At 64.4% G+C, this 26472-nt stretch carries 24 protein-coding genes; 14 read left to right on the top strand and 10 right to left on the bottom strand.

From position 1 onward, the window contains the following. Positions 1-9: 9 nt before the first annotated feature. From NHH88_23460 to fdhD, 6 genes are all read left to right on the top strand, one after another. The gene (locus NHH88_23460) at positions 10-807 is read left to right on the top strand and encodes a transporter substrate-binding domain-containing protein (GenBank protein ID USX12627.1); all 798 of its coding nucleotides are present in this window, start codon (positions 10-12) and stop codon (positions 805-807) included. Next, entirely contained in the window at positions 794-3493 is a 2700-nt protein-coding gene (locus tag NHH88_23455; protein ID USX12626.1) for an ATP-binding protein, read from the top strand. Before NHH88_23460 ends, NHH88_23455 begins: the two co-directional genes overlap by 14 nt. Before the next feature lie 9 nt (positions 3494-3502). After that, on the top strand, positions 3503-3883 hold the full coding sequence (locus NHH88_23450; GenBank protein USX12625.1) for a response regulator: 381 nt from the start codon (positions 3503-3505) through the stop codon (positions 3881-3883). Between the two features lie 62 nt (positions 3884-3945). Further along, on the top strand, positions 3946-4614 hold the full coding sequence (locus NHH88_23445; GenBank protein USX12624.1) for a hypothetical protein: 669 nt from the start codon (positions 3946-3948) through the stop codon (positions 4612-4614). A 107-nt stretch (positions 4615-4721) separates the two neighbouring features. Further along, positions 4722-5495, top strand: coding sequence for a GNAT family N-acetyltransferase (locus NHH88_23440; GenBank protein USX12623.1), 774 nt, complete (start codon positions 4722-4724; stop codon positions 5493-5495). A 169-nt stretch (positions 5496-5664) separates the two neighbouring features. Further along, on the top strand, positions 5665-6483 hold the full coding sequence (gene fdhD, locus NHH88_23435; protein ID USX12622.1) for a formate dehydrogenase accessory sulfurtransferase FdhD: 819 nt from the start codon (positions 5665-5667) through the stop codon (positions 6481-6483). Positions 6484-6488: 5 nt separating this feature from the next. Here fdhD and NHH88_23430 read toward each other — a convergent pair whose 3' ends face one another. After that, the gene (locus NHH88_23430) at positions 6489-8810 is read right to left on the bottom strand and encodes an FdhF/YdeP family oxidoreductase (protein USX12621.1); all 2322 of its coding nucleotides are present in this window, start codon (positions 8808-8810) and stop codon (positions 6489-6491) included. A gap of 85 nt (positions 8811-8895) precedes the next feature. On the opposite strand from NHH88_23430, the gene NHH88_23425 reads away from it, so the two are divergent. From NHH88_23425 to NHH88_23410, 4 genes are all read left to right on the top strand, one after another. After that, complete coding sequence (locus tag NHH88_23425) at positions 8896-9153, top strand: ArsR family transcriptional regulator (protein ID USX12620.1); 258 nt, start codon at positions 8896-8898, stop codon at positions 9151-9153. A 158-nt stretch (positions 9154-9311) separates the two neighbouring features. Next, positions 9312-9779, top strand: coding sequence for a nuclear transport factor 2 family protein (locus NHH88_23420; protein ID USX12619.1), 468 nt, complete (start codon positions 9312-9314; stop codon positions 9777-9779). 14 nt (positions 9780-9793) lie between these two features. Continuing rightward, positions 9794-10336, top strand: coding sequence for a TetR/AcrR family transcriptional regulator (locus NHH88_23415; protein USX17405.1), 543 nt, complete (start codon positions 9794-9796; stop codon positions 10334-10336). A 102-nt stretch (positions 10337-10438) separates the two neighbouring features. After that, positions 10439-12166 carry an EAL domain-containing protein gene (locus NHH88_23410; protein USX12618.1) on the top strand — a complete coding sequence of 576 codons (1728 nt, stop codon included), beginning with the start codon at positions 10439-10441 and terminating at the stop codon, positions 12164-12166. Here NHH88_23410 and NHH88_23405 read toward each other — a convergent pair. Both NHH88_23405 and NHH88_23400 read right to left on the bottom strand, forming a co-directional pair. After that, positions 12152-13339, bottom strand: a complete 1188-nt coding sequence (locus tag NHH88_23405) for a DUF1501 domain-containing protein (GenBank protein USX12617.1) — start codon at positions 13337-13339, stop codon at positions 12152-12154. The two genes, NHH88_23410 and NHH88_23405, sit on opposite strands and share 15 nt — an antisense overlap. A 14-nt stretch (positions 13340-13353) precedes the next feature. Continuing rightward, a complete protein-coding gene (locus tag NHH88_23400; protein ID USX12616.1) occupies positions 13354-14898 on the bottom strand; it encodes a DUF1800 domain-containing protein in 1545 nt (514 codons plus the stop codon). Positions 14899-15033: 135 nt separating this feature from the next. Here NHH88_23400 and NHH88_23395 point away from each other — a divergent pair, with 135 nt between their 5' ends. Further along, the gene (locus tag NHH88_23395) at positions 15034-16377 is read left to right on the top strand and encodes a hypothetical protein (GenBank protein ID USX12615.1); all 1344 of its coding nucleotides are present in this window, start codon (positions 15034-15036) and stop codon (positions 16375-16377) included. Positions 16378-16517: 140 nt separating this feature from the next. On the opposite strand, the gene NHH88_23390 is transcribed toward NHH88_23395, so the two are convergent. From NHH88_23390 to NHH88_23365, 6 genes are all read right to left on the bottom strand, one after another. Further along, the gene (locus NHH88_23390) at positions 16518-16805 is read right to left on the bottom strand and encodes a hypothetical protein (protein ID USX12614.1); all 288 of its coding nucleotides are present in this window, start codon (positions 16803-16805) and stop codon (positions 16518-16520) included. A gap of 176 nt (positions 16806-16981) precedes the next feature. Continuing rightward, on the bottom strand, positions 16982-17677 hold the full coding sequence (locus NHH88_23385; protein ID USX12613.1) for an ABC transporter ATP-binding protein: 696 nt from the start codon (positions 17675-17677) through the stop codon (positions 16982-16984). A gap of 42 nt (positions 17678-17719) precedes the next feature. After that, positions 17720-18526, bottom strand: a complete 807-nt coding sequence (gene phnE / locus NHH88_23380; protein USX12612.1) for a phosphonate ABC transporter, permease protein PhnE — start codon at positions 18524-18526, stop codon at positions 17720-17722. Continuing rightward, positions 18523-19368 carry an ABC transporter permease gene (locus NHH88_23375; GenBank protein USX12611.1) on the bottom strand — a complete coding sequence of 282 codons (846 nt, stop codon included), beginning with the start codon at positions 19366-19368 and terminating at the stop codon, positions 18523-18525. The genes phnE and NHH88_23375 overlap by 4 nt, the downstream gene beginning before the upstream one ends. Continuing rightward, positions 19368-20201, bottom strand: a complete 834-nt coding sequence (locus NHH88_23370; protein ID USX12610.1) for an ATP-binding cassette domain-containing protein — start codon at positions 20199-20201, stop codon at positions 19368-19370. The genes NHH88_23375 and NHH88_23370 overlap by 1 nt, the downstream gene beginning before the upstream one ends. A 16-nt stretch (positions 20202-20217) precedes the next feature. Next, the gene (locus tag NHH88_23365) at positions 20218-21093 is read right to left on the bottom strand and encodes a putative selenate ABC transporter substrate-binding protein (protein USX12609.1); all 876 of its coding nucleotides are present in this window, start codon (positions 21091-21093) and stop codon (positions 20218-20220) included. A 190-nt stretch (positions 21094-21283) separates the two neighbouring features. Here NHH88_23365 and egtD point away from each other — a divergent pair, with 190 nt between their 5' ends. The 3 genes from egtD to NHH88_23350 all read left to right on the top strand — a co-directional run bounded on the left by egtD (position 21284) and on the right by NHH88_23350 (position 24364). Beyond that, complete coding sequence (gene egtD, locus NHH88_23360; protein USX12608.1) at positions 21284-22231, top strand: L-histidine N(alpha)-methyltransferase; 948 nt, start codon at positions 21284-21286, stop codon at positions 22229-22231. A 16-nt stretch (positions 22232-22247) separates the two neighbouring features. Then, a complete protein-coding gene (gene egtB, locus NHH88_23355) occupies positions 22248-23531 on the top strand; it encodes an ergothioneine biosynthesis protein EgtB (protein ID USX12607.1) in 1284 nt (427 codons plus the stop codon). A gap of 326 nt (positions 23532-23857) precedes the next feature. Then, positions 23858-24364, top strand: a complete 507-nt coding sequence (locus tag NHH88_23350; protein USX12606.1) for a GNAT family N-acetyltransferase — start codon at positions 23858-23860, stop codon at positions 24362-24364. A 237-nt stretch (positions 24365-24601) separates the two neighbouring features. Here the strand turns inward: NHH88_23350 and leuA are convergent, their stop codons facing one another. After that, positions 24602-26296, bottom strand: coding sequence for a 2-isopropylmalate synthase (gene leuA / locus NHH88_23345; GenBank protein ID USX12605.1), 1695 nt, complete (start codon positions 26294-26296; stop codon positions 24602-24604). Positions 26297-26472 lie beyond the last annotated feature (176 nt).

Here is a 26472-nt window from a genome sequence, read left to right as displayed (position 1 = left end):
GAGACGACGATGACCCAGTACCGCCATTGTGGAAGCTTTGGGCGCACCTGCGCCGCTTTGTTGGCACTGGCGTTGTCATTGCCGTCGCACGCGGCCGACAAGCCGAAGGAAGTCGTCTCCCTGTGCTTCGAGGCGCAGGACGTGCTGCCGTGGCGTACCGAGAAGGGCGGCGGCCTCAATTTCGAGCTGCTCAAGATGGTCGAGCAGCGGCTCGACATCCAGTTCAATTACCTGAGCATCCCGTGGAAGCGTTGCCTGGCGCAGTTGAAGGCCAACGCGGTCGACGGCGCCTTCGCCGTCAGCTACAAGCCTGACCGGCGCGAATTGGGCGAGTACCCCGGCGGAGAGAATATCGACGTCGGCAAGCGCATGCACGTCGACCGCTACGTGGTCTTGCGCAAAAAAGGCAGCAAGGTCGAATGGGACGGCAAGAGCTTCCGCAACCTGGATGGCCCGATCGGCTTCCAGCTGGGGTATTCGGTCGGCGACGTGCTGCGGGCGCAGAACCTGGAAGTGGACGAGGGCAGCCAGCGCGCCGTCGAACTGGCCCGCAAGCTGATCGCGGGCCGCGTGGCGGCGGCCGCCATCGGCGGCAGCGACGCCGGTGGCCTGATGCGCGGCCCGCTCAAGGCGGAACTCGAGCAGTTGCCGATTCCGATCATCGAAAAACCTTATTTCCTGATCTTGTCGCACGCGATGGTGGCTGCGCGGCCGCAATTGTCCGAGCGGATCTGGCGCGCCGTCGAACAGTCGCGCAACAGCGCGGCGTACAAAAAGCTGGAACGGGCGGAAAGTGCCAGTCATTGACACCAGGCGGTCCGCCGCCGCCAGCGACGCCGCCGCCGACGCGGTGCTGATGCGCGGGCGCGGCCCGCTTGCGCGGCTGCGTCGCGCATGGCGCCGCAATATCTTCCTGCGGCTGGGCTGCGGCATTTTCTTCGCGCTGGCCGTCTCCACCGCCATCTACACCACCTATGTGATGCAAACGCTGCGCGCCGAGGCCGAGCAAAACCTGCGCGAGAGGGCGGAGCGGTGGACGGCGGTGCTGTCGCGGGCGCTGGCGCGGCCGCTGTTCGATATCAACAGCGCGGCCGTCTCCAGCGTCGTCGACGCCTCCGGCGCCACGCCGGAGGTGCTGGTGCTGCGCGTGCTGGCGCCCAACGGCGCGGAAATCGCCAGCTATGTGTCGCCGCTGCGCGAGCCGGTGGCGGCGATCCACCTGCGGCGCGACATCAGCTTCAACGACGCGCGCCAGAGCTATGAGCTGGGGCATATCGAGCTGGCCTTTTCGCGCCAGAAAATGGACGAGGACCTGCGCCGCCGCATCTTCGACACGGTCGCCGCCAACCTGCTGCTGGTGCTCGGCATCGGATTGTCTATTTTCGTGGTCGGACGGCGCGCGGCGCGGCCGTTCTCCGACATCCAGGCCAGCCTGGAGAAGCTGACGCGCGGCGAGACCGACATCAAGCTGTCCGGCATCGGCCGCGAGGACCAGGTGGGGCGCATGTCCGAAGCGGTGCTGCGTTTCCGCGACACGCTCACGCGCCTGCGCGACGCCGAGCGCGAACTGCGCGACCTGAACGCCGATCTGGAAATGCGCATCAGCGAGCGCACCCGCGAGCTGACCGAGTCGATGCTGATCGCCGAGGAGAGCGAGGCCAAGCTGCAAACCATCGTCGACACGGCGCTCGACGCGGTGGTGCGCATGAACCCCGAAGGCTGCATCGTCGGCTGGAACACCCAGGCCGAGCGGATATTCGGCTGGAGCCGCGACGAGGCGCTGGGGCGTGAGCTGGACCAGACCATTATTCCGCCGCGCTTCCGCTACGACCATCATCGTGGCATGCGGCGGCACCTGTCGGGTGGCGGTGGCGGCGTACTCGATACCCGCATAGAGGTGTTCGCATTGCGCCGCAACGGCGAGGAATTCCCGATCGAGCTGTCGATCACCAAGGTCAGTACCGACACGCAGGGCGGCTATGAGTTTTGCGCCTTCATCCGCGACATCAGCATACGCCGCGAGCGCGAGCAAAAACTGGTCACCGCCAACGTCATGGCGGAAGCGGCCAATATCGCCAAGTCCGAATTCCTGGCCAATATGAGCCACGAGATCCGCACGCCGATGAGCGCCGTGCTGGGCATGGCCTATCTGGCGCTGCGCACGGAGATGACGCCCAAGCAGCACGACTACATCAGCAAAATCCACATGGCCGCGCTGTCGCTGCTGGGGATCATCAACGACATCCTCGACTTCTCCAAGATCGAGGCCGGGCGCCTGGAGCTGGAGTCGATTCCGTTCCTGCTGGACGACGTGCTGGCCCATGTCTCCAGCGTGACGGCGCAGCGCGCCCTCGACAAGCAGCTGGACTATGTGATCGATGTCGCCCCGGACGTGCCGCGCTATCTGGTGGGCGACCCGCTGCGGCTCGGTCAAGTGCTGATCAACCTGGTCAACAACGCGGTCAAGTTCACCCCCGCCGGGTCGCTGGAACTGCGCTGCGCGCTGGCCAGCGGCGCCGCCGGTGCGGCGGATGGCAAGGCCAAACTGTGTTTTTCGGTGCGCGATACCGGCATCGGCATGACGCCACAGCAGAAAGGAAAGCTGTTCCGCTCCTTTATCCAGGCCGACGGCTCGACCACGCGCCAGTATGGCGGCACCGGACTGGGATTGTCGATTTCGCAGCAGCTGGTGCGGCTGATGGGCGGGAATATCGACGTCGAGAGCCAGGTCGATCACGGCTCCACCTTCCGCTTCGAAGTGGAGTTCGCAGTGTCCGACGCGGCCGCGCTGGCGGTGCGCGCGGCCGTGTACGAAGGGCCGGTGGCGGAGCTGAAGCTCGACGCGTCGCCGCGCCGCACCGCGCGCGTGCTGTTGGCCGAGGACAGCGCGGACAACCAGGATGTCACCCGGGAGCTGCTGGCGCTGCAGGGATTGGACGTCGAAGTCGTCGGCGACGGCCAACTGGCGGTGGAGCGGCTGCTGGCGGCCGGGCCGCACGCCTACGACCTGGTGCTGATGGACCTGGGCATGCCGCTGCTGGACGGCTATGAGGCCACGCAGCAGCTGCGCAAGGACGGCCGCTTCAACGAGCTGCCGGTGATCGCGGTGACCTCGCATGCGCTGGCCGACGTGCGCGCGCGCTGCCTGGCAAACGGCATGCAGGACTATGTCACCAAGCCTATCGATCCGCAGCGGCTGTACCGGGTGCTTTCGCGCTGGCTTGGGATGTCGATGAAGGTAGTGCCGCCGCTGCCGCCGCGCGCGGAAGTCCAAGACGTCAGCGAAGAGGATGCGCGCCGGGCGATCGCCGAGCTGCGCGTGCTGCTGGCGGAATTCAGCGGCGAGAGCCTGGATTACTTCGAGAGCGTGCGCGCGAGCCTGGCGACGATATTGTCGCCGCAGACCATGGGACGCCTCAAGCATCACATGGAGCAGTATGAGTTTGAAGCGGCGGGCAAGTTGCTGGCCGCCGTAGCTGATGAAGACGAATGAGGAGGTGCCATGAACACGAAAGCCGATGACCGCGCAACGGTGTTGATCGTTGACGATACGCCGGACAATCTGACCTTGATTGCCGGTTTGTTAAAAGACCGCTACAACACCAAGGTCGCGACCAGCGGCGCGACCGCGCTGCAGATCGTCGCATCGGCCAAGGTGGACTTGATTCTGCTCGATATCATGATGCCCGACATGGACGGCTTCGAAACCTGCCGCCGGCTGAAGGCCGATCCCGCAAGCAGCGCCATTCCCGTGTTGTTCCTGACAGCGAAAGGGCAGGCCGAGGACGAGGTGATGGGCCACAAAGCGGGCGGCGTGGATTTCCTGCGCAAGCCGGTCAGCCCGCAGTTGCTGTTCGCCCGGGTCGCCGCACATTTGCGGTAACGCAAGCAAAATTTACGTAAATGATATATATTGTTTATATTGTTGATTAAATTGGAGTAAGTATGAACAAGCCTGTTAACGGTCTGGCCAACGGAAAAGCGCCAACGACCAAAGCCGCCGCCAAGCCAGCCGCCGCGAAAATCGCCGTCACCCCGGCCGCCAAGCCAGCCGCGAAACCAGCTACCAAGCCGGCCGCCGCAAAACCCGCAGCGGTGAAACCGGCCGCCAAACCGGCAGTCAAGGCCGCCGCCAAGCCAGCCGCCAAGCCAGCCGCCAAGCCAGCGCCAAAAGCTGCCGCTAAACCGGCTCCTAAAGCAGCCGCCAAGCCGGCTCCTAAAGCAGCCGCCAAGCCGGCGCCGAAAGCCGCTGCCAAGCCAGCTCCAAAAGCCGCCGCCCCTAAGGCCGCCGCGCCAAAAGCCGCCCCGAAAGCCGCCGTGAAATCGCCTGTCGAAACTTCCAAAACGGCAGCCGCCAAGCCGGCCGCGCCGGATGCCGCCAAGCAAAAACTGCCAAAGGAAAAGCTGGTGCGCGACAGCTTCACGATGCCTGAACAGGAGTACGCGGTGCTAAGCCAGGTCAAGAAAGCCTGCCTGAAAGCCGGTTTCGAGATCAAAAAGAGCGAATTGTTGCGTATCGGCGTTGCGCTGATCAGCCAGATCGACATGGCGACCTTGCAAAAAGTGCTGGCCAGCCTGCCGCAGCTCAAGACCGGCCGCCCGAAAAAAGGCTGATTTAAAAACAACACTTGTGCGCATGTCACGGAATTGACATTTAGATGTCATTTCCTTGAAGTATTCGACCGGTACGCTTGCTTCGTCTTCCACAGAAAGGATGAAGCATGCAAACCTCGATCATACAAGCGGACGTCCGAGCGACCTCCGGCAAGCTGGTGCTCAGTATGGCAAGCACGCCCGAAGAACTGCGTGAAGTGCAGCGCCTGCGCTACAAGGTGTTCATCGAAACGATGGGACTGAGTTCGCTGGTGCGCGAGGATGGCCTCGACAGCGACGAATTCGACGAGCATTGCGATCATCTGATCGTGCGCGACGCGAACACGCTCAAGGTGGTGGGCACCTACCGCCTGCTGAGCGCATCGCGCGCCCGCAAAATCGGCCGTGTCTATTCCGAAGGCGAGTTCGATCTGGGCCGCCTGAACAACCTGCGCAACCGCATGGTTGAAGCGGGCCGCGCCTGCATCCATCCCGACTATCGTGGCGGCAGCGTCATCATGCTGCTGTGGTCCGGCCTGGCCGAGTACATGCGCCGCGAGAACTGCGACTATCTGGCCGGTTGCGCCAGTATCAGCCTTGCCGATGGCGGCCACAATGCCGTCGCCGTGTTCCAGTCGCTGATTGGCCAGCACATGGCTCCTTCCGAATACCGCGTCACCCCGCATCTGCCGTTCCCGTTCTCGAAGCTGGAAGCCGCGCAAAAACCGCAAGTGCCGCCGCTGCTCAAGGGCTACCTGCGTTCGGGCGCGTGGATTTGCGGCGAACCGGCATGGGACCCTGATTTCGAAAGCGCCGATTTGTTCCTGCTGCTGCCGCTGGCGAATCTGGATGGCCGCTATGCGCGTCACTATGGGGTGGCTAACGAACCCCTGGCGGCGTAACGCGACGCTGGCGTTCATCTAAAACACGTAGGGCGGATTAGCGCAGCGTAATCCGCCAAGCTCCGTCGGCGGCTCATGGCGGATTACGCGCTGCGCGCTAATCCGCCCTACGTGTCTCCACGGTAGCTCGCTGCCCCGTGTAAAATGGTTTATTTGCGGGGCGGCGGCGATGATATTGGACGATGAAGTAGAACGCGCGGGCTTTCAGCTGCGCCCAGCGGTGCGCCGTCGCGGCACCGCGCCGCAGGACGCCTCCAGCACCACCGACCGCGTCGCCGAAGAACTGCCGGTGGCGCTGGTCGTCAATGGCATTTCGCATGCCGTCATGATGGTCACGCCGCGCGAATTGCAGTCTTTCGCCGTAGGCTTCGCGCTCACCGAGGGCCTGGTCGCCCAAGCGTCCCACGTCTACGATATCGAACTACGCGAACATGCGCGCAGCTTCGAAGTTGAAATCACCATCGCCCAGGAAAATTTCGTTCAGCTCAAGCAGCAGCGCCGCTCCATGGCGGGCCGCAGCGGCTGCGGCGTTTGCGGCATCGAGAGCCTGGAGCTGCTGGACCTTAATCCGGCCCGCATCACGGCGCCGGCGCTGCATGATGATGTGTCGCTGCCGCCCGCGATTGCGCGCGCGGCGTCGGAGCTGGGCGCGCATCAGCAGTTGATGAAGGCTACCGGGGGTGTGCATGCCGCCGCGTGGTGCGACGCCGATGGCGCGGTGATGAAGGTGTGCGAGGACGTGGGACGCCACAACGCGCTCGATAAACTGATCGGCCATCTGGCGCTGGACGGGGTGGACATGCGGTGTGGGTTCGTCTTCATGTCGAGCCGCGCGAGCTATGAGCTGGTGCGCAAGGCGGCGCGCATGAATATTCCGATGCTGGCGACCATCTCCGCACCCAGCACGCTGGCGATCGATATCGCCAGCGAGGCCGGGATCAAATTGGTGAGTTTTTGCCGCCAGGATGGGTGCGTGGGGTACACCTGAAGCGCTTACTCCGCAGGCGTTTGGTCCGCCGATAGCGACAACAACACCGGTATCGATTTCGATGTCGGCGTGCCGGCGCCGTCGGCGGTGCTGTGCAGCGGGATCAAGCCGTTCGTCTCCGGGAAGTAGGCGCCCAGGCAGCCGCGCGGGATGTCATATTCCACCAGCACGAAACGCTCGGCGCGGCGTTCGACTGCATCGTCCCACACGCTGACCATGTCCACGTACTGGCCATTCTTCATGCCCAGCATCGCCAGATCTTCCTTGTTGATGAACAACACCCGACGCAATCCGAACACGCCGCGATAACGGTCGTCCATGCCGTAGATCGTCGTGTTGTACTGGTCGTGCGAGCGCGCCGTCATCAAGACCATCAAACGCTCGCCGTGCAGGGCGCGGGCGCGGTGGATCGGCGTGTCGGTATCGACCGCGTGCACCACGAATTGCGCCTTGCCGCTGGCGGTGCGCCATTCGCGCTCGCGCGAGGCCACCTTCAGATGGAATCCGCCCGGCTTGGCCACGCGCGCATTGAAGTCGTAAAAGTCGTCGAACACCTTGGCGACGGCGTCGCGGATGCTGGCGTAGTCGCTGCCATAGGCGTTCCAGTCGATCTTGTCGCTACCCAGCGTGGCGTGCGCCATGCGCGCGACGATCGCCGTCTCCGACAGCAGGTTGTCCGATGCCGGCTGGTTCATGCCGTACGACAGATGGACCATGCTCATCGAGTCCTCCACCGTCACGCCCTGCGGCACGCCGTTTTGCATGTCGATCTCGGTGCGGCCCAGGGTCGGCAGGATCAACGCTTCCTTGCCGAGGATCAGATGGCTGCGATTCAGTTTGGTGGCCACGTGCACCGTCAGGTCGCAGGCGCGCAGCGCGTCGAAGGTGAGGGGCGTGTCCGGCGTCGCCATGGCGAAATTGCCGCCCATGCCGAAGAAGACTTTCACTTTCCCGTCAAGCATGGCCTGGATGCTTTCGACCACGTCGTAGCCATGCTCGCGCGGCGGCTCGAAATCGAAGACCTTTTGCATGCGGTCGAGGAAGGCTTTGGTCGGCTTTTCCTCGATGCCCATGGTGCGGTCGCCCTGCACGTTGGAGTGGCCGCGCACCGGGCACAGGCCCGCGCCCTTGCGGCCGATATTCCCGCGCATCATCATCAGGTTGGACAGCATCTGGATCGTCGCCACCGCGCCCTTGTGCTGGGTCAGGCCCATGCCCCAGGTGCAGATGACGTTCTTGCCGTTGATGTATACCTCGCTCAGCTCCTCGATCTGCGCGCGCGGCACGCCCGACTCGGCCACCAGCTCGTCCCAGTCCTGGGCGCGCAGGTCCTGCGCGAACGCCTCGAAGCCGCTGGTGTGTTCGGCGATGAAGTCACGGTCCAGCAGGCCGGCCTGGCCGGCGGCCAGGGCCTCGTCGTCGCGTTCGACCAGGCGCTTGGCCAGCGCCTTGATCAGCGCGAAGTCGCCGCCCAATGTCGGCTGGATGAACATGGTGCTGATGGTGGTGCTCGAATTGGTCAGCATCTCCAGCGCGTGGGCCGGGCTGGTGAAGCGTTCCAGCCCGCGCTCGCGCAGCGGATTGATGGAGACGATGCGTGCGCCGCGCTTGGCGCAGTCGCGCAATTCACCGAGCATGCGCGGGTGGTTGGTGGCCGGATTCTGGCCGAAGATCAGCAAGGTATCGGCGTGTTCGAAATCCTCCAGCGTGACCGTGCCCTTGCCGATGCCGACGGTGCCCGGCAGTCCCCGGCTGGTCGGCTCGTGGCACATATTGGAGCAGTCCGGGAAGTTGTTGGTGCCGTACATGCGCACGAACAGCTGGAACAGGAAGGCCGCCTCGTTGCCGGTGCGGCCGGACGTGTAGAACGCGGCCTGGTTCGGATCGGGCAGGGCCTTCAGGTGGCGGGCGATCAGCGCGAAGGCGTCGTCCCAGGCGATCGGCAGGTATTTGTCGCTGGCGCGGTCGTAGACCATCGGATCGGTCAGGCGGCCATGCTGTTCAAGTTCGTAGTCGGACTGGCGCAGCAGGTCCGCGACCGTGTGCGCGGCGAAGAACGCCGGCTTGACGCGCTTGCTGGTGGCTTCGGCGGCGACGGCCTTGACGCCGTTCTCGCAGAACTCGAAGGTCGACGCGTGTTCGCGGTCGGGCCAGGCGCAGCCGGGGCAGTCGAACCCGTCAGGCTGGTTTTGCTTGAGCAGCGTCTTGTAGTTGCCGCCGCTGACCTTCTCGCGCACCAGGTTGATTGCCACTTGTTTCAGCGCGCCCCAGCCGCCTGCGGCGTGGTGGTACGGTTCGACGTGGCCTTCGGGTTTATCTTTTTGCATGTTGCTTTCCGGTAATATAGCTTATTTCCGAGAGTATAGTGCAGAATCACATTATCGGCAGAGAACAGATCAAGGATAGCGGTAAATGGATGATGAAGTGATGGCGGCCCTGATCGGCGTGCTCGAAGCGTTGTGGCGGATCGAAGCGGAGCACCCCGGCAAACCCTGCTCGCTGGCCAAGCTGAGCAAGCAAGCCCAGCGCCCGATGAGCGTGCTGCGGCGCCAATTGCTGATGCTGGTGGAGGCGGGCTGGATCGAGCTGCGGCTGGACGAGGGCGGCATCACCGGCACCGTGCGGCTGAGCGTCGACGGCCTGCAACTGTCGAACGAACTGTTTACTTAAGTTCCAACCCGCATGCGTTCAACGAGACGCGCGCGATACCACTTAGGGGTCGTACCCGACGGGTACGACCCCGCTGGGCCGTGCGGGTTTCGCTTGCATTCACATCGGCAACGTCGTAGACTGGTTGTACCGTTTGGTACAACCATCGAAAGCCCATCATGACACGTCCGCCGCTCCCTCCCTTCACCCGCGACACCGCGATCCAGAAAGTCCGCATGGCCGAAGACGGCTGGAACACCCGCAACCCGGAAAAAGTTTCGCTGGCTTACACGGAAGATTGCCAATGGCGCAACCGCGCCGAATTCGTCACCGGCCGCGCCGACATCGTCGGCCTGCTCACGCGCAAGTGGACGCGCGAGCTGGAGTACCGCCTGATCAAGGAGCTGTGGGCGTTCGAAGGCAACCGCATCGCGGTGCGCTTCGCCTACGAATACCATGACGATTCCGGCCAGTGGTACCGCGCCTACGGCAACGAGAACTGGGAATTCGCGCCCGACGGCCTGATGCAACTGCGCCTGGCAAGCATCAACGAGGCGCCGATCGCGGCCGCCGACCGCAAGTTCCACTGGGACGCCAGCGGCCCGCGCCCGGCCGATCACGCCAGCCTGAGCGAGCTGGGTTTCTGACCGTGGCACGCGTAATGGGCGAGCGCGGCGACATGGTGCCGCAGCTGGCCGAAGTATTCCGCACCTATGGCTTCGAGGGCGCCAGCCTGGCGCGCATCAGCGAGGGCACGGGGCTGGGCAAGGGCAGCATCTACAATTTCTTCCCCGGCGGTAAAGAGGAAATGGCCGAGGCGGTGCTGGCCAACATCGACGGCTGGTTCCGCGACCAGGTGTTCCAGCCGCTGCGCGAGCGCCACGACGCGGGGCGGGGCGTGGCCGACATGTTCACGGCGGTCGGGCGCTATTTCCTGTCCGGCCGCAAGGTGTGCCTGGTGGGCGTGTTCGCGCTCGGCCATGAACGCGACCGCTTCGCCGTCAAGGTGCAGGCATATTTCGCCGAGTGGATCGACGCGCTGGCGTCGGCGCTGGAGCGGGGCGGGCGCACGCCGGCGGTGGCGCGCGAGCTGGCCGAGGACGCCGTCGGCGGCATCCAGGGCGCGCTGGTGCTGGCGCGCGCGGCCGATGAGCCGGAGCTGTTCATGCGGGCGCTGGAGCGGATGCGGGTGCGGCTGGGATAGCGGCTGGGATAGCGGCGGCGACACGGTGAAACGACGCGGCGAAACCGGGCGCCGAACCGAATCGCCTGCCGCCGGTCAAACCTGTTTTGACGGGTGCCCGCCATGAATCCTCCGCTGACCGCCGTCCTGGCACCCGAGCTTGCTCCCGATATCCTGCTGCGGCAGATTTATCTGAACGTGCGCGACTTCGCGATCTTCACGGTCGATCCGCGCGGGCTGGTCACGAGCTGGAATATCGGCGCGCAGCTGGTCTTCGGCTTCGCGCCGGAGGAAATCATCGGCAAGAGCCTCGACGCCATCTACACCTTCGAGGACCTCGCGCTGGGCCAGCCGGAGTTCGAGCGGCGCACGGCGGCCGAGTGCGGCCGCGCCACCGATTACCGCTGGCACGTGCGCAAGGACCGCTCGCAATTCTGGGCCGACGGCATCCTGACGCCGATCCCGGGCGCCACCGAGCAGGCCCCGCCCATCGGCTTCCTCAAGATCCTGCGCGACGTGACCGACCGCAAGCTGGCGCAGGACGAGATCCACCGGCTGGCGTCGATCGACGTGCTGACCGGCCTGGCCAACCGCGCCGCCTTCGACGCGCACCGGGCCGAGATGGTGGCGCTGGCCGGGCGCACCGGCCAGCTGCTGCTGTTGCTGATGATCGATCTCGACCAGTTCAAGGAGGTCAACGACCTGATGGGCCACCATGCCGGCGACCACTTGCTGCAGCAGGTGGCGCAGCGCATCCGCGCCGTCAGCCGCGAGAGCGATTTCATCGCCCGTATCGGCGGCGACGAGTTCGCGATGCTGCAGCTGCACGCGCCGTCGCCGGCCTCGGGCGGGGCGCTGGCGGAAAAGCTGCTCGAGTCGCTAAGGCAGCCCTTCCTGATCGACGAGCGCGACATCCGCATCAGCGCCAGCATCGGCATCGCCGTGTGTCCGGTCGACGCCACCACGCCGGACCATCTGCTCAAGAAGGCCGACCTGGCCATGTACCACGCCAAGAACGACGGCCGCAACTGCTTCCACTATTACACGCGGGAGCTCGACGAGATCGCGCACCGCAAAAACGCCGATCACAGCGAACTCAAACGCGTCGTCAGCGGCAGGTTGTTCTGGCTGGCGTACCAGCCCATCGTCGATGCGGCCAGCGGCCGCACGGTGGCGATGGAGGCGCTACTGCGGCTGCCTGGCCAGTTGTCGCAGCATTCGGTCGACTATGTGATCGGGCTGGCGCAGGAGATCGGCCTGCTGCCGGACCTGGGCGCGTGGGTGCTGCGGCAAGCGTGCGCGCAGTTGCGGCAATGGCGCGACGGGGGATCGACGCAGCTGCGCGTGTGCGTCAACACCTGCGCCGAGGAGCTGCGCGACGCCGACTATCAACAACATCTGGATGCGGTGCTGGCCGAATCCCGGCTGGCGCCGCAGGATATCGAAATCGAGCTGACCGAGCGCGACGCGATCGAGCTCGAACGCAGCGGCAGCAATATCATTTTCCGCTTGCGCGAGCGCGGCTTCCCGCTGTCGCTCGACGATTTCGGCACCGGTTATTCGTCGCTCAGTTACCTGCGCATCCTGCCGGTGACGACTATCAAGCTCGATAAGAGCTTTTTGCACGGCGTGCCGGAAAACGCCGACGCCAACGCGGTCGCCAGGACCGTCATCCAGTTGGCGCAGGACCTGCGTTTGCGGGTGATCGCCGAAGGCGTGGAGAGTCCGGAGCAGGCCGGCTTTCTTCAGCAGCTGGGTTGCGGGGCGTTCCAGGGACATTTGTATTCGCCCGCGCTGTCGGCGGACGAGGCGACGGAGTGGCTGGCCGCCGACGCTTCAGATCAAGCCTAGGTCCTGGCCTTTGGTACCGAAAATGCGTTCCACCTGTCCCGCGTCGAGGCCATACATGCGCGCGAACAGGCCGCCGAACATGGCGCGGTATTCGTTGAGCACCGGGTAGTCGCGGTTCTGGAACAAGGTGTTTTGCTCCAGCCGTATCTGTTCGCCGCGCACCCGCCCGCCGGCGACGCCGCCGCCCAGCACCCAGTAGACGCTGCCGTGTCCATGGTCGGTGCCACGGTTGCCGTTTTCGCGGAAGGTGCGGCCGAATTCGCTGACGACGACCACCACCGTGTCCTTCCAGTCCGGTCCCATTTCCTTCGCATAGGCGGCCAGGCCGCGTCCCAGCTCCTCGAATCGGCGCGCCAGATAGCCGGTGGCGCCGCCCTGGCCGACGTGGGTGTCCCAGCCGCCGACATCGACAAAGCCGATATTGTATTTCTCCTTCATCAGCTTGGCGATGCGGCGCGCCTCCAGCTCGAAGCCCTTGGCGGTGATGGCGTTGCGGTTGGCCGCGTCCATCTCGCCGATCATCTCCTTCATCACATCCTCGCGCACCACGAAGCCGTCGCGCACCTGCCGCGCCAGCGCGGTGTCGCCGTACATCGAGGCGATCATCTTCGCCTGGCGCGCGTCCACGCCGGGTTTGCCGATCGAACGAAGCGCCATGTTGGGCAGCTGGGCGCCGCCCTGCATGATCAGCGGCAGCTGGTCGGTGAAGGAGATGGCGTTGGCCCGGTCGGCGTTCAGGGTCGTCGCCAGCCGGTTCAGGAAGCCGGAGCGGTAGTCGCGCGTGCCGTCCAGCGCCTGGCCCAGTTCTATGCTGTCCTGCGTCTCGAAATGGCTGCGCGAGATGTCCTCGGTGCCGGCGAACGGCACGAAGGCCACCTGGCCGATGGTGAACAGCGGATGGATGGTCTCGCGCAGCGCCGGGTGCAGGCCCCAGTCGGCGTTGACCGGCAGCGCCGCATTGAGGTCGTCGCCCGGTTTGGGCACCGCGATGTTGGGCCGCGCCTGGTAGTAAAACTGGCTGGAGATCGGCACCAGCAGGTTGGTGGCGTCGTAGCCGCCGCGCATGAAGACGAACAGCAGCCGCGTCTTGCTAGCCGGCGCGGCCCACAGCTTGCCGGCCATCGTGGCGACGGGCAGGGCGGCCAGTGACTGGAGCAGGGTGCGGCGTTTCATCGTGGGTCTCCTCTTCAGCGGTGCATCAGCTCCGGCGACGACAACAGGAAGGTGTTCCATTCCTGCGGCGACGTGGCCTGTTCGAGCACCTGGCGCGTGGGCTGGCCCAGGTTTTTTTGCAAGGTGTGGTAGTACAGCGCGTTGGCCAGCTGCGGGAAGGCGGCGCGCTCCGTCGGCTGCGGGCCGTCCGTCTTGAACAGGCCCGCGTTGCCGGAGCCGATGGCCTTGGCGATTTCAAAGCGCGTCGTCATCTGGCCCGGACTGGCCCAGCCGGATTCGGTGAGCGGGTAGCCGTCCGGCGTCTGGCGCCCGTACAGCGGCTCGGCCATCCGGTTGAGCCACGACAGCATCGGGCCGGTGTTGAGGATCACCTTGTCGTCGTAGGTCAGGCGCACCGCGGACACCACATAGTGCACCGGGTCCTTGAATTTTCGGCCCAGCGACTGCGCGAAGTCGTCGGAGGTGAACATGGTGCGCAGCACCGCCGCGATGTCGCCGTCGCTGGAAGCGAAGGTCGCGGCCATGCGCTCGACCAGCGCCGGCGGCGGTTCGTCGGCGACGAAGTACACCGCCAGCTTGCGGCTGATGAAGCGCGCCGTGGCCGGGTGGCGGCTCAGGCGGTCGATCGCCTCGTCGACCTCCGCCAGGCCCCGCCCCTTGACGGCCTGGCCGAGGAATTCCTTGTCGCCGTAATCGTGGCGGTTGGGATTGAACTCGAACAGGCCTTGCCGCACGTACTGCGCCTGCAGCTCCTTCTTCACCTTCGGTTCGCCCGTGCCCAGGTTGACGCCGACGCCGGTGAGGATGCGCGCCAGTTCCTGCACGTCGCGCTGGCTGTAGCCGCCGTCCACGCCCAAGGTGTGCAGTTCCATCAGCTCGCGCGCGTAATTCTCGTTGATGCGGTTGGCGGCGTTCTGTTCGTTGTCCAGATAGCGGATCATGGCCGGATGGCGCAAGGTGGCGGCCAGCAGGTCGCGGAACTTGCCCAGCGCGTGCGGGCGCACCGCCTTGTCCTCGTAGTCGCCGACCAGCACGCGCAAATTGCTCTTGCCCTGGTGGACGCTGAAGTGGTTCATCCAGAACCACGTCATCTGCTCCTGCAGCTGGTTGGGCGAGTACAGGTCGCGCAGCAGCGAGCGCGCCGCCGCTTCCTTGGCGACGCGGTTCAGCTCCTGCTGGTAGGCCTGCTGGGCCGACTTCTTGTCGTCGTCGACGGTGATCTTGTCGATGTCCTTGCGTTGCTGGTCCAGTTCCTGGATCAGTTGCTGCAACGGCTTTTGGGTAATCGTCATGGCGTCGATCTGTGCCTGCGCGGCCGGCGGCAGCACGGCCGGGGAGGGATGCAGCTGCCGATCGAGCCAGGTGTCGTAGCCGACTTTTTCGGCCTGCTGCCAGGTGCTCTGGTTGACGCCCCAGCTGACGCGGTTCAAGGCGCCGGCCAATTGGTCCGGCTTGACCGCCGAGGTGGCGGGGGCCTGGTAGGGCGTGGTGCAGCCGCCGAGGATCAGCAGCGCGGCGCAGGCGGCCAGGGATCCGATGCGCATGGACAGTGTGGGCATGGTTATCATCATAAGGCTCCAGAGTACGCCAATCCCGGCGAACTGCTATATTTGCTATGTATCGTGTGCTACAACATGTTACCGTGGCGCGCGCTCCCTCCTCAATCATTAATCGACTAGGCGATAGAGAAACCCATGGTCCGACACCCGCTTCGCCTTCTGTCGCTGTGCGCCGCGCTGCTGGCCGGCCACTCCGCTTTCGCCGCCGTCACCTTGCAGGTCACCTCCTCGGTGCATACCGAATCGGTCAAAGGCGTGAGCAATCCGCCGGCCGATACACGCCAGGTGATGGACGTGACGCTGTCCGACGGCTACACCGCCGTGAAAATGCCCAAGGTCGAATTGATCTACGACTTCAAGTCGCGGCGCTACTACGTGCTCGATACCGTCAACAAGGTCTATGTCGACTACTCGCTGTACAGCATCGCCGGCTTCCGCACGATGGAGCTGAAGAACCGCGAAAACATCAACGCCATGCTGGCCAAGGCGAAGATCGATACGCCCCTCAGCCGCCAGGTGGACCGCGAACAGGAGCTGGCGGTGGCGGACGACGACGCGGTGAAGATCGACGAAAGCGCCGGCGACGGCACACTGGAGTTTTCCAGCGAGGGCCGCAAGCTGGCCTCGTGGAGCAAGGCCGGCGCCAAGGTAGGCGCGGCCGACGCGGCGCGCTTCGCGCAGTTCCTGCGCTACACGCAGGCGGGACATCCGCAGCTGCTGGCCAGACTGGCCAGGGATGGCGTCATTCCCGGGCAGTTGACGTTCACCGTCAACACCGGCGTGGGCGTGCGCACCGTCAGCATCAGCGTCGCCGAAGTGAAGAGCGCGCGGCCGCCGGCCTACGATCTGAAAGGCTACGCGCCCCGAGCGGCGCAGACGGGGGAACTGGCGGGGGAACTCGATATCATGCTCGACCGCATGGCGGCGCTCACGCCGGAACGGCTGGCGGCGCTGCGCGCCGCCCATCCCTGCGACACGGCCGCCGACTACCGCGAAGACCAGCCGCTCGACACGATGCTGGGCCGTACCGAGTGCGTGCTGGCCACCGGCGAGCCGATGCTGCCGTTTACGCCGGCGCAGCTGGAGAAGATGCGCGAGGACCCGGCGGTGGCGCTGATGCTCGCTTCCGTGAGCCCGAAGAGCAAGGAGGAGTACGAGGGCGCGGTCAAGACGCTGGAGCAGCTGCGCAAGCAGGCGCCGCGCAAGGCCTATGTCCTCAAGCTGCTGGAGGCGAACAACCGCCTGCGGCTGGGCCAGCGCAAGGAAAGCCTGCAGCTGTTCGGCGAGGTGCTGGAAGCCAATCCGGTGTTGGGCGGCGCGTACAAGGATCTGGGGGACTTGCTGCTGTTGACCGGCGATAGCCCGCGCGCGTGGCGCAGCTGGGACATAGGACGCGGCATCGCGCCGAAGGTGCCGAACTTCACGGCCGTCAATGACTTCGAGGCGCAGCTGTTAAAGCGGCATCCTGAATTCTTCTGATGGATTTTGTTGATGGAGCAGGTGGAGCTCTGTGGGGACTTAATGCGGCGTTCAGCGGGGTTTGGGCTGACGCTTTGGTGCATTAAGGGGGCGCCGCTACCGCATACCGGCGCCTGGCATGGCAAGATCAGCTAGGCTGCTCAATGCATCGAAGCGGTCGACAGATCTTTCAATTCCCGTATGCTGATCTCTGACTTTTCATGCATACGCAGCAAAATCGTGGCTCCAACTGCCAGCTTGCGGTGTCGGATTTTGCTGATGATGGGAGGCTGCACTTCTAAAACTCGGCACAACTCCGCGTCGTTTTTTAAGTTCATTTTTTCGATCAAGGTATCAAGCAACTTGTTCGGGACGAAGCTGGATGGTTCCAGCGCCCGAGCACGATTCATGGCCTCGATCAGTTCCAGCTTTTTTTGCCGTACGTTCATGATTGCTCCTCCTTTGCTCAAACGTGTCAATAAAGACGTTTCCCAGCAAGGCTAGCGCCCACATTTTTGATCCGAATGTGGTACGCGACTCAACATTCTTGATAACCATGCAAGTTAATTTAAATAATACTACTTTGCGCGGAAAATTGCTGGGTTTAACAAATGAATTATCTTGTTTATTGCTTAAACGGGTTGACGTTTGTTGTTTCTTGTATGCAGCTTTTCGATAGTTGTAGGACTTTGTCTGTCATTTCGGCCGCAACGCGGGAGTGGGTCACCATAATGGCGCACGCGCCGGTCGATTTAATTTCCCTCCGTAACAAGGTGAGGATGCTGTGCGCGGTGTCCGGATCGAGGTTGCCGGTCGGCTCGTCGGCCAGCACCAGCGCCGGACGGTGCACCAGCGCGCGGGCGATCGCCACGCGCTGCATTTCGCCGCCGGAGAGCTGGTGCGGGAAGTCGTCGCCGCGCCCGCCCAGGCCGACGGCGTCCAGCATCTCCGCCGCGCGCGCGGTCGGCAGGCCGTTGAGCAGCAGCGGCAGCGCGACGTTTTGCAGCAAGGTCAGATGCGGCAGCACGTGGAAGGCCTGGAAAATAAAGCCCATGCGCGCGCGCCGCAACTTGGTGGCGGCGTCGTCGTCGAGCCCCGACATCGGCACGCCGTCGACGATGATCGGCGAGTCGCCCGGCGCGGCGTTGGGGGAGGCATCTGGGGTATCGAGGCCGGCGATGAGGTTGAGCAGCGTCGATTTGCCGACGCCGGAGTCGCCCATGATGGAGACGAATTCGCCCGCCTTGAAGGTCCACGAGAGATTGGACAGCACCGGACGGCCGCTGGCATAGGATTTGGACAGGTTGCGCAGTTCGAGCATGGGGCAGAGCTCCTGTAAGGAAGCGATTGGCGGATTATCGGGTCAGCGCGTGAGCGCGCGGCGCATCGCGAAGCTGATGGCGTCCACCAGCGCGACCAGCAGCAGCATGGCGATGATGACGGTGGCGGCCTTCTGCATCTGGAACAGCGACAGGTGATATTTGAGCATCTGCCCCAAACCGCCGGCGCCCACCACGCCGAGGATGGCGGCGGCGCGGATATTGTTCTCCCAGCGGTACAAGGTATAGGACAGCATCTGCGGCAGCGTTTGCGGCAAGGTCGCGTAGAAGAAGGCGGCGGTGGCGGAGGCGCCGTTGGTGCGCAGGCTTTGCTCCGGCAGCGGCGCGGCGTTTTCCAGCGCGTCGGCGAACAGGCGCCCCAGCACGCCGGCGGTGTGCGCGGCCAGCGCCAGCGTGCCGGCGAACGGACCCAGGCCGGCGGCGATCAGCAGGATCGAGGCCCACACCAGTTCCGGGATCGAGCGCAGCACATTGAGCGCGGCGCGCACCGCCGCGCGCGGCGCCCGGCCGAAGCGGCCCGACGCCGGCAGCGACAGCGCCAGCCCGGCGACCACCGCCAGCAAGGTGCCGAGCGCCGACATCGACATCGTTTCTATCGTGGCCCACGCGGTCTTGGTCAGGAAGCGCGGCGAGATGTCCGGCGGCGCGAAGCCGGCCAGCAGTTCGAGCACGCTGTTGACCGCGTCGATGGTGAAGAACTCGCGCCATTTCAACGGCAGCGCGGCGAAGCTGGCCACGATCAGCACCGCCACCAGCGCCATCAGCGCCAGCACGGTCCAGTCCCGGGCCGGCGGTTGGGGCATGCCGGTATGCGGTTTGACGTCGTTCATCCGAGCCGCCCCCGCAGGATCTTGGAGAACAGGTCCGCCAGCGCGACCAGCGCCACGAACACCAGCAACATCGAGGACACCTCGGCGCCGGCCAGCATTTTCATCGATTCATCCATGCGCTGACCGAGGCCGCCGGCGCCGACAAAGCCCATCACCACCGAGCCGCGTATCGCGCATTCCCAGCGGTAGACCGTGTACGACATCAGTTCCGACGCCGATTCCGGCAGCGCGCCGTACAGCAGCGCGCCCAGCCTGCCGCTGCCGTTGGCCATCAGGGTGTCGGTGGCGTGGGAGTCGGAAGATTCCAGGATCTCGGCGTAGACCTTGCCCAGCATGCCGCAGTAGGTGAGGGCGATGGCCAGCACGCCGGCGGTGGGACCGAGGCCGATGATGCGCACGAACAGCAGCGCCCATACCAGTTCCGGCACGCTGCGCAGCAGCACCAGCAGCCAGCGCACGCCCTGGCGCAGCAGCCTGGCCGGAAGGCGCATGCGCCCCGTGCCCAGCGCGGATATCGACAGCTTTTCGTTGATGATCAAGGTGGCGGGGACGGCCCCCAGCAGCGCCAGGGTCAGCCCGGCGGTGGCGATGGCAACGGTCTGCCAGGTTTCGCGCAGCAGCATTTGCAGGAATTCGGCGCCGTGCGCGGGCACCAGGAAGTCCGACAGAAAGCGCCCGGTGGCCGACAGGCTTTGCCAGTCCCACAGTATCCACGGCTTGAATTCGCTGACGACCAGCATCGGCCACAGGACGATGACGGCGGCCGCGCAGGCGATCAAGCGGCCGCGCCAGGCCGGATCGGCGTGCAGATGGGGTGGAAAATTGTGTGGAAAAACAGCCATTACAGACAAGCGCCGATGCCCAGTTTGACGGCCAGCGCCTCGTGGTCGGGCTGCGGCGCGCTGACGGTTTGTTCGCCTTGATACAGCTCGTCGATCATCTGTTGCGTGACCTGCGCGCGCGGCAGGTCGAATTCGACGCGGCCGTTGCGCAGCGCGACGATGCGCGGGAAGTGGCGCAGCGCCAGGTCGACCTGGTGCAGGCTGCAAATCAGGGTGGCGCCGCGCGAGGCGGCTTCCTCGCGCAAGGTGGCCAGGGTCAGCTCGGACAGCGCGGGATCGAGCGCGGACAGCGGCTCGTCCACCAGCAGGGCCTTGGCCGGCGACAGCAGCAGGCGCGCCAGGCCGCAGCGTTGGCGCTCGCCGCCGGAGAGGCGGTCGACGCGCGAATACAGTTTGTCGCCCAGGTTGAAGCGCGACAGCGCCTGCCACGCGGCTTGCGGGTCGGCGGGCTTAAAGAGTGAAACGAGGGCGCGCCACACGCTCCACTGCGGCAGGCGCGCGGCCAGCACCGCCGTCACCACGCGTTGGCGTGGCGGCAGCGGCGGTGTTTGCGGCGCCAGGAACAATTGCGCGCGCAGGCGATGGCGCGCGGCTTCGCCCAGCGCCCAGGGATCGGCGCCGAAGGCTTTGAATCCGCCTTCGGCCGGCCGCTGGGCGCATGCCAGGGTCGCCAGCAACGTGGTCTTGCCGGCGCCGGAGGGGCCGATCAGCGCCAGTTGCTCGCCCTGTTGTACCGTCAACGAGATCGCTTGCAGGGCCGGAGCCGCAGCGGAAGCCGATGCCGATGTGCCCGGGTGGCGCACCGTCAGGTTCCGCAATTGGTAGGTCGGCATGAAATACTTTTAAACCTTACTTCTTCAGCAGGCCGGCGTTCTGGGCGGCCGCTTCGATGGCGGTGTAGTTCTCGGCCTTGGTCGGAACGAACTTCGAGGCGCGTTGCAGATCCATGATGATCTTGTCCTGCGGGTTCTTCGCATCGAGGGCCAGGAAGGCGTCGGTGATCTTTTTCTTCAGATCCGCGCTCATGTCGGTGCGCACGGTCCAGTTGTAGTCGTAGTAGCCAGGGGTGGTGTAGAACACGCGCACCACGGCAGGATCGACCTTCTTCTCGGCGACCAGTTTTTCCCAGACCGAGATATTCAACGCGCCGGCATCGACCTTGCCGCCGGCGACAGCGGCGACGGTGGCGTCATGCGCACCGGAGAAGGCGATGCGTTTCAGATCGCTGTCCGGATCGATTTTAGCGGCCAGCAGGAAGGAGCGCGGCATCAGGTGGCCGGAGGTCGACGACTCGGAACCGAAGCTCAGGGTGCGGCCTTTCAGGTCTTCCAGCTTGTTGATGTCCTTGTTGGTGGTGATGAACACGGAGCGGAATTTTTCGTCTTCGGCGCGCTGCACCAGCGGCGTGACCTGGTTCTTGCTGCGGTCCTTGGCCTGCACGAAGGTGAAGCCGCCAAACCAGACCATGTCCACTTTTTTATTGATCAGCGCTTCGACCGACGCCGCGTAATCGGTGACCGGAGTGAATTCGACCTTCATGCCGGTCTTCTTCTCCAGGTACTCGCCCAGCGGCTTGAACTTGCGCTGCAATTCCGTCGGCGCCTCGTCCGGGATGGCGGACACGCGCAGCACGCGGTCGGCGGATTGCGCCTGGGAATGGGCGGCGGCCAGCAGCAGGCCGGCGGCCAGCAGGGATTTGAGCGTGTTCATCGGGGAAAATTTCATTGTCGGTGCCCTATGTGAAGGATTTATGTTTCTATTTATATGCTTGTAACTCGGCCGAAAGTGAAAAGCCGCACGGTCCTCTGCCACGCGGCGCTTCAAAATGGATATTCAGCTATCATAACAAAAAGTTTGTCTACGGCAGGGGAGACCGCTGGCGGGACATGCACCTTCAGTCAAAGGCAGAGTCACCATGCAAATGTCCCGCCCTCACGGCAGCGATGCGGTCATCGCCGAAATCAGCGCCGGCCTGCTGGCTTCCGACGCGAATACTTCGCCCAAATATCTGTACGACGGCCTGGGCTCCAAGCTGTTCGAGGCGATTTGCGAACTGCCGGAGTACTATCCCACCCGCACCGAGGCCGGCATCTTCGCCGCGCACGGCGCGGATATGGCGCGCGACATCGGCACCGGCACCTCGCTGATCGATCTGGGCGCCGGCAATTGCGCCAAGGCCGCCGGCCTGTTCCCGCTGCTGCAACCGGCGCAGTACGTGCCGGTCGATATCTCGCGCGATTTCCTGCTCGATTCCGTCTCGCGCCTGCAACAGCGCTTCCCGCAAATTGAAATGACGCCGCTGGGACTCGATTTTTCCAGCGGCTTCGCGCTTCCGGACAGTGTGCGCCATCGGCGCCGCCTGTTTTTCTATCCCGGCTCGTCGATCGGTAACTTTTCGCCCGAACAGGCCAAGGTTTTCCTGCGCGGCCTGCACGCCAACGCCGGCGACGACGGCGGCCTGTTGATCGGCGTGGACCTGATCAAGGACAGCGCGGTGCTCGATGCGGCGTATGACGACGCGATCGGCGTGACGGCGGCCTTCAACCTGAACATGCTGCGGCACGTCAATCATTTGATCGGCGCCGACTTCGACGTGCGCCAGTGGCGGCACATCGCTTTCTTCAACCAGGAGGAAAGCCGCATCGAAATGCACCTGGAGGCGCGCAGCGCGTTGACTGTGCGCTGGCAGGGCGGCGAGCGCCGCTTCGCGCAGGGTGAGCGCATACACACCGAGGACAGTTATAAATATACGCGGCAGTCCTTCGTCGGCCTGCTGGAGCAGTCCGGGTTTGCCACCACCCGTGTCTGGACCGATCCGGCGGGCTGGTTCGCCGTCATTCACGCCCGCGTTATCCGCGACTGACAGGAAGAGACACGATATGGACATGCGTTTGCCGCAGCAGCCACTTTTCGCCCAACTCAGCGCCCGCTTTTACACCGTGCGTCAGCGCTCGCTGCTGCTGGCCGAGCCACTGACCGACGAGGATTGCGGCGCGCAGTCGATGCCGGACGCCAGTCCGATCAAGTGGCACCTGGCGCACACCACCTGGTTCTTCGAGACCTTCATCCTCGAGCGCATGGAGGCCGGGTTCCAGCCTTTCCATCCGGCGTTCCGGGTGCTGTTCAACTCCTATTACAACGGCGTCGGCGAAAAGCATCCGCGCGCCCAGCGCGGGCTGTTGACGCGGCCGGCGATGGCGCAGGTGCGTGCCTACCGCGCCGATGTCGACGCGCGCGTGGCCCGCTTGTTGGCCGGCGTGGCATCCGAACTCGATGCGCCGCAACGCGAACAGCTCGAGACGCTGATCACGCTGGGGCTGGAGCACGAGCAGCAGCACCAGGAACTGATGCTCACCGACGTCAAACACCTGCTGGCGCAAAGCGCCTTGCTGCCCGCTTATATGGAGGCGGCCATGCCTGCGGCTCCCGTGGCGTCGCAATTGTCGTGGGTGGGCTTCGACGGCGGCCTGACAGAGATAGGCTATGACGGCGACGGCTTTTGCTTCGACAACGAGCTGCCCCGCCACAAGCAGTATGTGGCGCCGTTCCAGCTGGCGTCACGCCTCGTGACCAATGGGGAGTACCAGGCGTTCATCGCCGCCGGCGGCTACTTCAATGCGGCGCTGTGGTTGGCCGAGGGCTGGGATTGGGTGCGCAGCCAGAATTTGAAGTGCCCGATCTATTGGCGACAGGACGATAACGGCGACTGGCAGGAATTCACGCTGCGCGGCGCGCAGGCGTTGGACCCGAACCTGCCGGTGACGCATCTTTCGCTGTTCGAGGCGGACGCCTATGCCCATTGGGCCGGCGCCCGCCTGCCCACCGAGGCGGAGTGGGAGGTCGCCGCCGCGCGGGCGGCAATCGACACCGGCGAGCTGCATCCCGCCGGCGCCGGCGCTGCCGCCGTCACCGATCCTGGGCTGCTGCAGATGTTCGGCCATTGCTGGCAGTGGACCAGCAGCAGCTACTCGCCTTATCCGGGCTATCGGACCGCGCCGGGCGCGCTGGGCGAATACAACGGCAAATTCATGTTGAATCAGTATGTGCTGCGTGGTTCCTCATGCGCCACGCCCGCCGGGCACGCGCGCGCCAGCTACCGCAACTTCTTCCCGGCCGGCGCCCGCTGGCAGTTCACCGGCATCCGGCTGGCGCGGCAAGCCTGAATGTGACGCCGCCGTCGCAGTCGCCGCCCAACCGCGCGGCGCTCGACTGCCAGTCTAGAAATTCATCCCGGTGATGGCTATTTTGTCCCGATTTTTGTCCGCGCGCGGCGCGGCGACGGCGGGGCGCCAGTCGCCATAACGGTTTGGTCCGGCCAAAATCTGGACACATAAGCGGCATAAGGCCTGTCATAAATGTCATACGAACGATCTTAATTACCATAAGCCGGTTAAGTTTCATCCGGGCGCCCCTATTCGCTTGCTATTGGTAGTGAGGTAAATGATAATTTATGCATCGTTCGATTCCACTTTTTTATCTTTCTCTTATTATGCCTATCCTCATACGCCGATTAACTCCCGCAGACGCCGCAGCTTTCCAGTCATTGCGCCTTTCCGGCCTTCGTGAAACCCCAACCGCTTTCACCTCCAGCTATGAAGAGGAGTGCAATACGCCGATCCCCGTGACCGAGGCTTACTTCGAATCGGAGGCGGGCCGCAACCGTTTCGGCGCCTTTGACGGCGATCGCCTGGTCGGCATGGTCGGTGTCGGCCGCGAATCGCAGATCAAGCTGCGTCACAAAGCCTACATCCGCGGCATGCAGGTCGATGTCGCCTATCGAGGCACCGGCGTTGGCCGCCAGCTGATGGAGCACGCGATGGAATTCATCTCGACCATGGAAGGCGTGACCAAGGTCACCCTGGCCGTCACCGTCGGCAACGCGGCGGCGATCACCTTGTACGAATCGATCGGCTTCAAAGTCTATGGACGCGAACATTGCGCGTTGATCGTCGACGGCGTGCCGTACGACGATGTGCTGATGGATATCCAGCTGTAAGCGCAGGTCACCACCCAACACTGTCAACGCCAGAGACGTATTCTTGCGAGCGGGATGAAAGTCAGGCTGTTATTGAGAGTAATTCTCATCAATGACGTCTGAAGTTGGCCACATCCCTCCATTCCGAACAGGTCAAATCGATCTATGACGCCTCCGACGGCTGGCTTGAGTGCTGGCTGGTGCTGTGGGCGGCCGGCGGGAACGCGTTGTTCCCGCCGGCGCCGCATTGAAAAGCGCTTAGGCCGCTACCGCGCCTTTGGCTTGTGCCGCTTCGATGGTGTTCAGCTGGCGGTTGACGGCGCTAAGCACCGCCTTGAACGAGGCGGTCAGGATGTTGCTGTCGGTGGCCGCGCCGAACAGCGTCGGGCCGTTGGCCAGACGCAGTTCGACATAGCAGGCCGCCTTGGCGTTGGCGCCCGAGCCGATCGAGTGCTCGTGGTAGTCCATCAGTTTGATGTCCAGGCCGAGCGCGTCGACGAAGGCGTCGATCGGGCCGTTGCCGCCGCCTTGCAGCGCCATCGGCGCCTGGCGGTGGGTCAGGTTGATGTCGATCTGCACCGGCTCGTCGCTGGTGGTGTCTTCCGCCATCTTGTGCGAGTTGTAGGCGTATGGCGCGTTCTGTTCGAAGTACTCCTTGCTGAAGATGTCGTAGATGCCTTCGGCGGTGATTTCCAGGCCGGTGGCGTCGGCCACCGCCTGCACCGCGCGGCTGAACTCAATCTGCAGGCGGCGTGGGAGCACCAGGCCGTAATCCTGTTCCAGCAAGTAGGCCATGCCGCCTTTGCCGGACTGGCTGTTGACGCGGATGACGGCGTCGTAGCTGCGACCCAGATCGGCCGGATCGATAGGCAAGTACGGAATTTCCCAGATCGCGCCTTCCTTCTGCTGCGCGAAGCCCTTCTTGATCGCGTCCTGGTGCGAGCCGGAGAAGGCGGTGAATACCAGGTCGCCCACGTACGGATGACGCGGATGCACCGGCAGCTGGTTGCACTCCTCGACGCACTTGCGCACTTCGTCGATGTCGGAGAAGTCCAGGCCAGGGTGCACGCCCTGGGTGTAGAGGTTCAACGCCAGGGTGACCAGGTCGACGTTGCCGGTGCGTTCGCCGTTGCCGAACAGGCAGCCCTCGACGCGGTCGGCGCCGGCCATCACGGCCATCTCGGCGGAGGCGACGGCGGTGCCGCGATCGTTGTGCGGGTGGACGCTGATGATCAGCGAATCGCGGCGCGCCAGCTTGCGCGACATCCATTCGATCTGGTCGGCGTAGACGTTCGGCGTGCTGCATTCGACCGTCGACGGCAGGTTGATGATCATCTTCTTGTTCGGCGTCGGCTCCCAGATCGCGGTGACGGCGTCGCAGATATGCTTGGAGAAATCGAGTTCGGTGGTGGAGAACGACTCCGGCGTGTATTCGAAGCCCCAGTCGGTTTGCGGGTGCTGCTTGATCAACTCTTTGACCAGGGTGGTGCCGGTGGTGGCGATGTTGGTGATCTCTTCGCGCGACATGCCGAAGACAACCTTGCGGAACACCGGCGCGACCGAGTTATACAGGTGGACGATGGCGCGCTTGGCGCCGGCCGCCGCTTCCACGGTGCGGCGGATCAGTTCATCGCGCGACTGGGTCAGCACGATGATGGTGACGTCGTCGGGGATGCGGTTTTCCTCCACCAGCTTGCGCACGAAGTCGAAGTCGGTCTGCGAGGCCGAAGGGAAGCCCACTTCGATTTCCTTGAGGCCGATCTTGACCAGCAGTTCGAAGAAGCGCAGTTTTTTCTCGGGGCTCATCGGCTCGATCAGCGCCTGGTTGCCGTCGCGCAGATCGGTGCTCATCCAGATCGGCGGCTTGGAGATGATGTTATTGGGCCACTGGCGGTCGGACAATTGAACTGGTGGGAAGGCGCGGTACTTCGCTGCTGGGTTCTGCAACATCATGGGGTGCTCCTGGGTCTTTTAAATTGGGAAGTGCTTGAAAGAGTGCTGCGATGCGCTGCTTGCGCCGACGCTGCGTGTGGCGAAAGGCTGCCGGGCGGCCACGGAACGCTAGGCCAGGCAACCGATCGGTAGTTTTAGCGGTAGCGGCGCTGGGCCAAACGCACGCGCGTCAGCCA

The organism is Oxalobacteraceae bacterium OTU3CAMAD1, assembly GCA_024123915.1.
Classification (GTDB): domain Bacteria; phylum Pseudomonadota; class Gammaproteobacteria; order Burkholderiales; family Burkholderiaceae_D; genus Rugamonas.
The sequence above is the reverse complement of the archived record's forward strand: the minus strand, read 5'-3'. Positions and strand labels throughout refer to the sequence as shown.

Bases quoted from the DNA above. Each gene is read 5' to 3' on its own strand.
- NHH88_23460 (USX12627.1), top strand. From the start codon at position 10: ATGACCCAGTACCGCCATTGTGGAAGCTTTGGGCGCACCTGCGCCGCT.
- NHH88_23450 (USX12625.1), top strand. From the start codon at position 3,503: ATGAACACGAAAGCCGATGACCGCGCAACGGTGTTGATCGTTGACGAT.
- NHH88_23445 (USX12624.1), top strand. From the start codon at position 3,946: ATGAACAAGCCTGTTAACGGTCTGGCCAACGGAAAAGCGCCAACGACC.
- NHH88_23440 (USX12623.1), top strand. From the start codon at position 4,722: ATGCAAACCTCGATCATACAAGCGGACGTCCGAGCGACCTCCGGCAAG.
- fdhD (USX12622.1), top strand. From the start codon at position 5,665: ATGATATTGGACGATGAAGTAGAACGCGCGGGCTTTCAGCTGCGCCCA.
- NHH88_23430 (USX12621.1), bottom strand. From the start codon at position 8,810: ATGCAAAAAGATAAACCCGAAGGCCACGTCGAACCGTACCACCACGCC.
- NHH88_23425 (USX12620.1), top strand. From the start codon at position 8,896: ATGGATGATGAAGTGATGGCGGCCCTGATCGGCGTGCTCGAAGCGTTG.
- NHH88_23420 (USX12619.1), top strand. From the start codon at position 9,312: ATGACACGTCCGCCGCTCCCTCCCTTCACCCGCGACACCGCGATCCAG.
- NHH88_23415 (USX17405.1), top strand. From the start codon at position 9,794: ATGGGCGAGCGCGGCGACATGGTGCCGCAGCTGGCCGAAGTATTCCGC.
- NHH88_23410 (USX12618.1), top strand. From the start codon at position 10,439: ATGAATCCTCCGCTGACCGCCGTCCTGGCACCCGAGCTTGCTCCCGAT.
- NHH88_23405 (USX12617.1), bottom strand. From the start codon at position 13,339: ATGAAACGCCGCACCCTGCTCCAGTCACTGGCCGCCCTGCCCGTCGCC.
- NHH88_23400 (USX12616.1), bottom strand. From the start codon at position 14,898: ATGCCCACACTGTCCATGCGCATCGGATCCCTGGCCGCCTGCGCCGCG.
- NHH88_23395 (USX12615.1), top strand. From the start codon at position 15,034: ATGGTCCGACACCCGCTTCGCCTTCTGTCGCTGTGCGCCGCGCTGCTG.
- NHH88_23390 (USX12614.1), bottom strand. From the start codon at position 16,805: ATGAACGTACGGCAAAAAAAGCTGGAACTGATCGAGGCCATGAATCGT.
- NHH88_23385 (USX12613.1), bottom strand. From the start codon at position 17,677: ATGCTCGAACTGCGCAACCTGTCCAAATCCTATGCCAGCGGCCGTCCG.
- phnE (USX12612.1), bottom strand. From the start codon at position 18,526: ATGAACGACGTCAAACCGCATACCGGCATGCCCCAACCGCCGGCCCGG.
- NHH88_23375 (USX12611.1), bottom strand. From the start codon at position 19,368: ATGGCTGTTTTTCCACACAATTTTCCACCCCATCTGCACGCCGATCCG.
- NHH88_23370 (USX12610.1), bottom strand. From the start codon at position 20,201: ATGCCGACCTACCAATTGCGGAACCTGACGGTGCGCCACCCGGGCACA.
- NHH88_23365 (USX12609.1), bottom strand. From the start codon at position 21,093: ATGAAATTTTCCCCGATGAACACGCTCAAATCCCTGCTGGCCGCCGGC.
- egtD (USX12608.1), top strand. From the start codon at position 21,284: ATGCAAATGTCCCGCCCTCACGGCAGCGATGCGGTCATCGCCGAAATC.
- egtB (USX12607.1), top strand. From the start codon at position 22,248: ATGGACATGCGTTTGCCGCAGCAGCCACTTTTCGCCCAACTCAGCGCC.
- NHH88_23350 (USX12606.1), top strand. From the start codon at position 23,858: ATGCCTATCCTCATACGCCGATTAACTCCCGCAGACGCCGCAGCTTTC.
- leuA (USX12605.1), bottom strand. From the start codon at position 26,296: ATGATGTTGCAGAACCCAGCAGCGAAGTACCGCGCCTTCCCACCAGTT.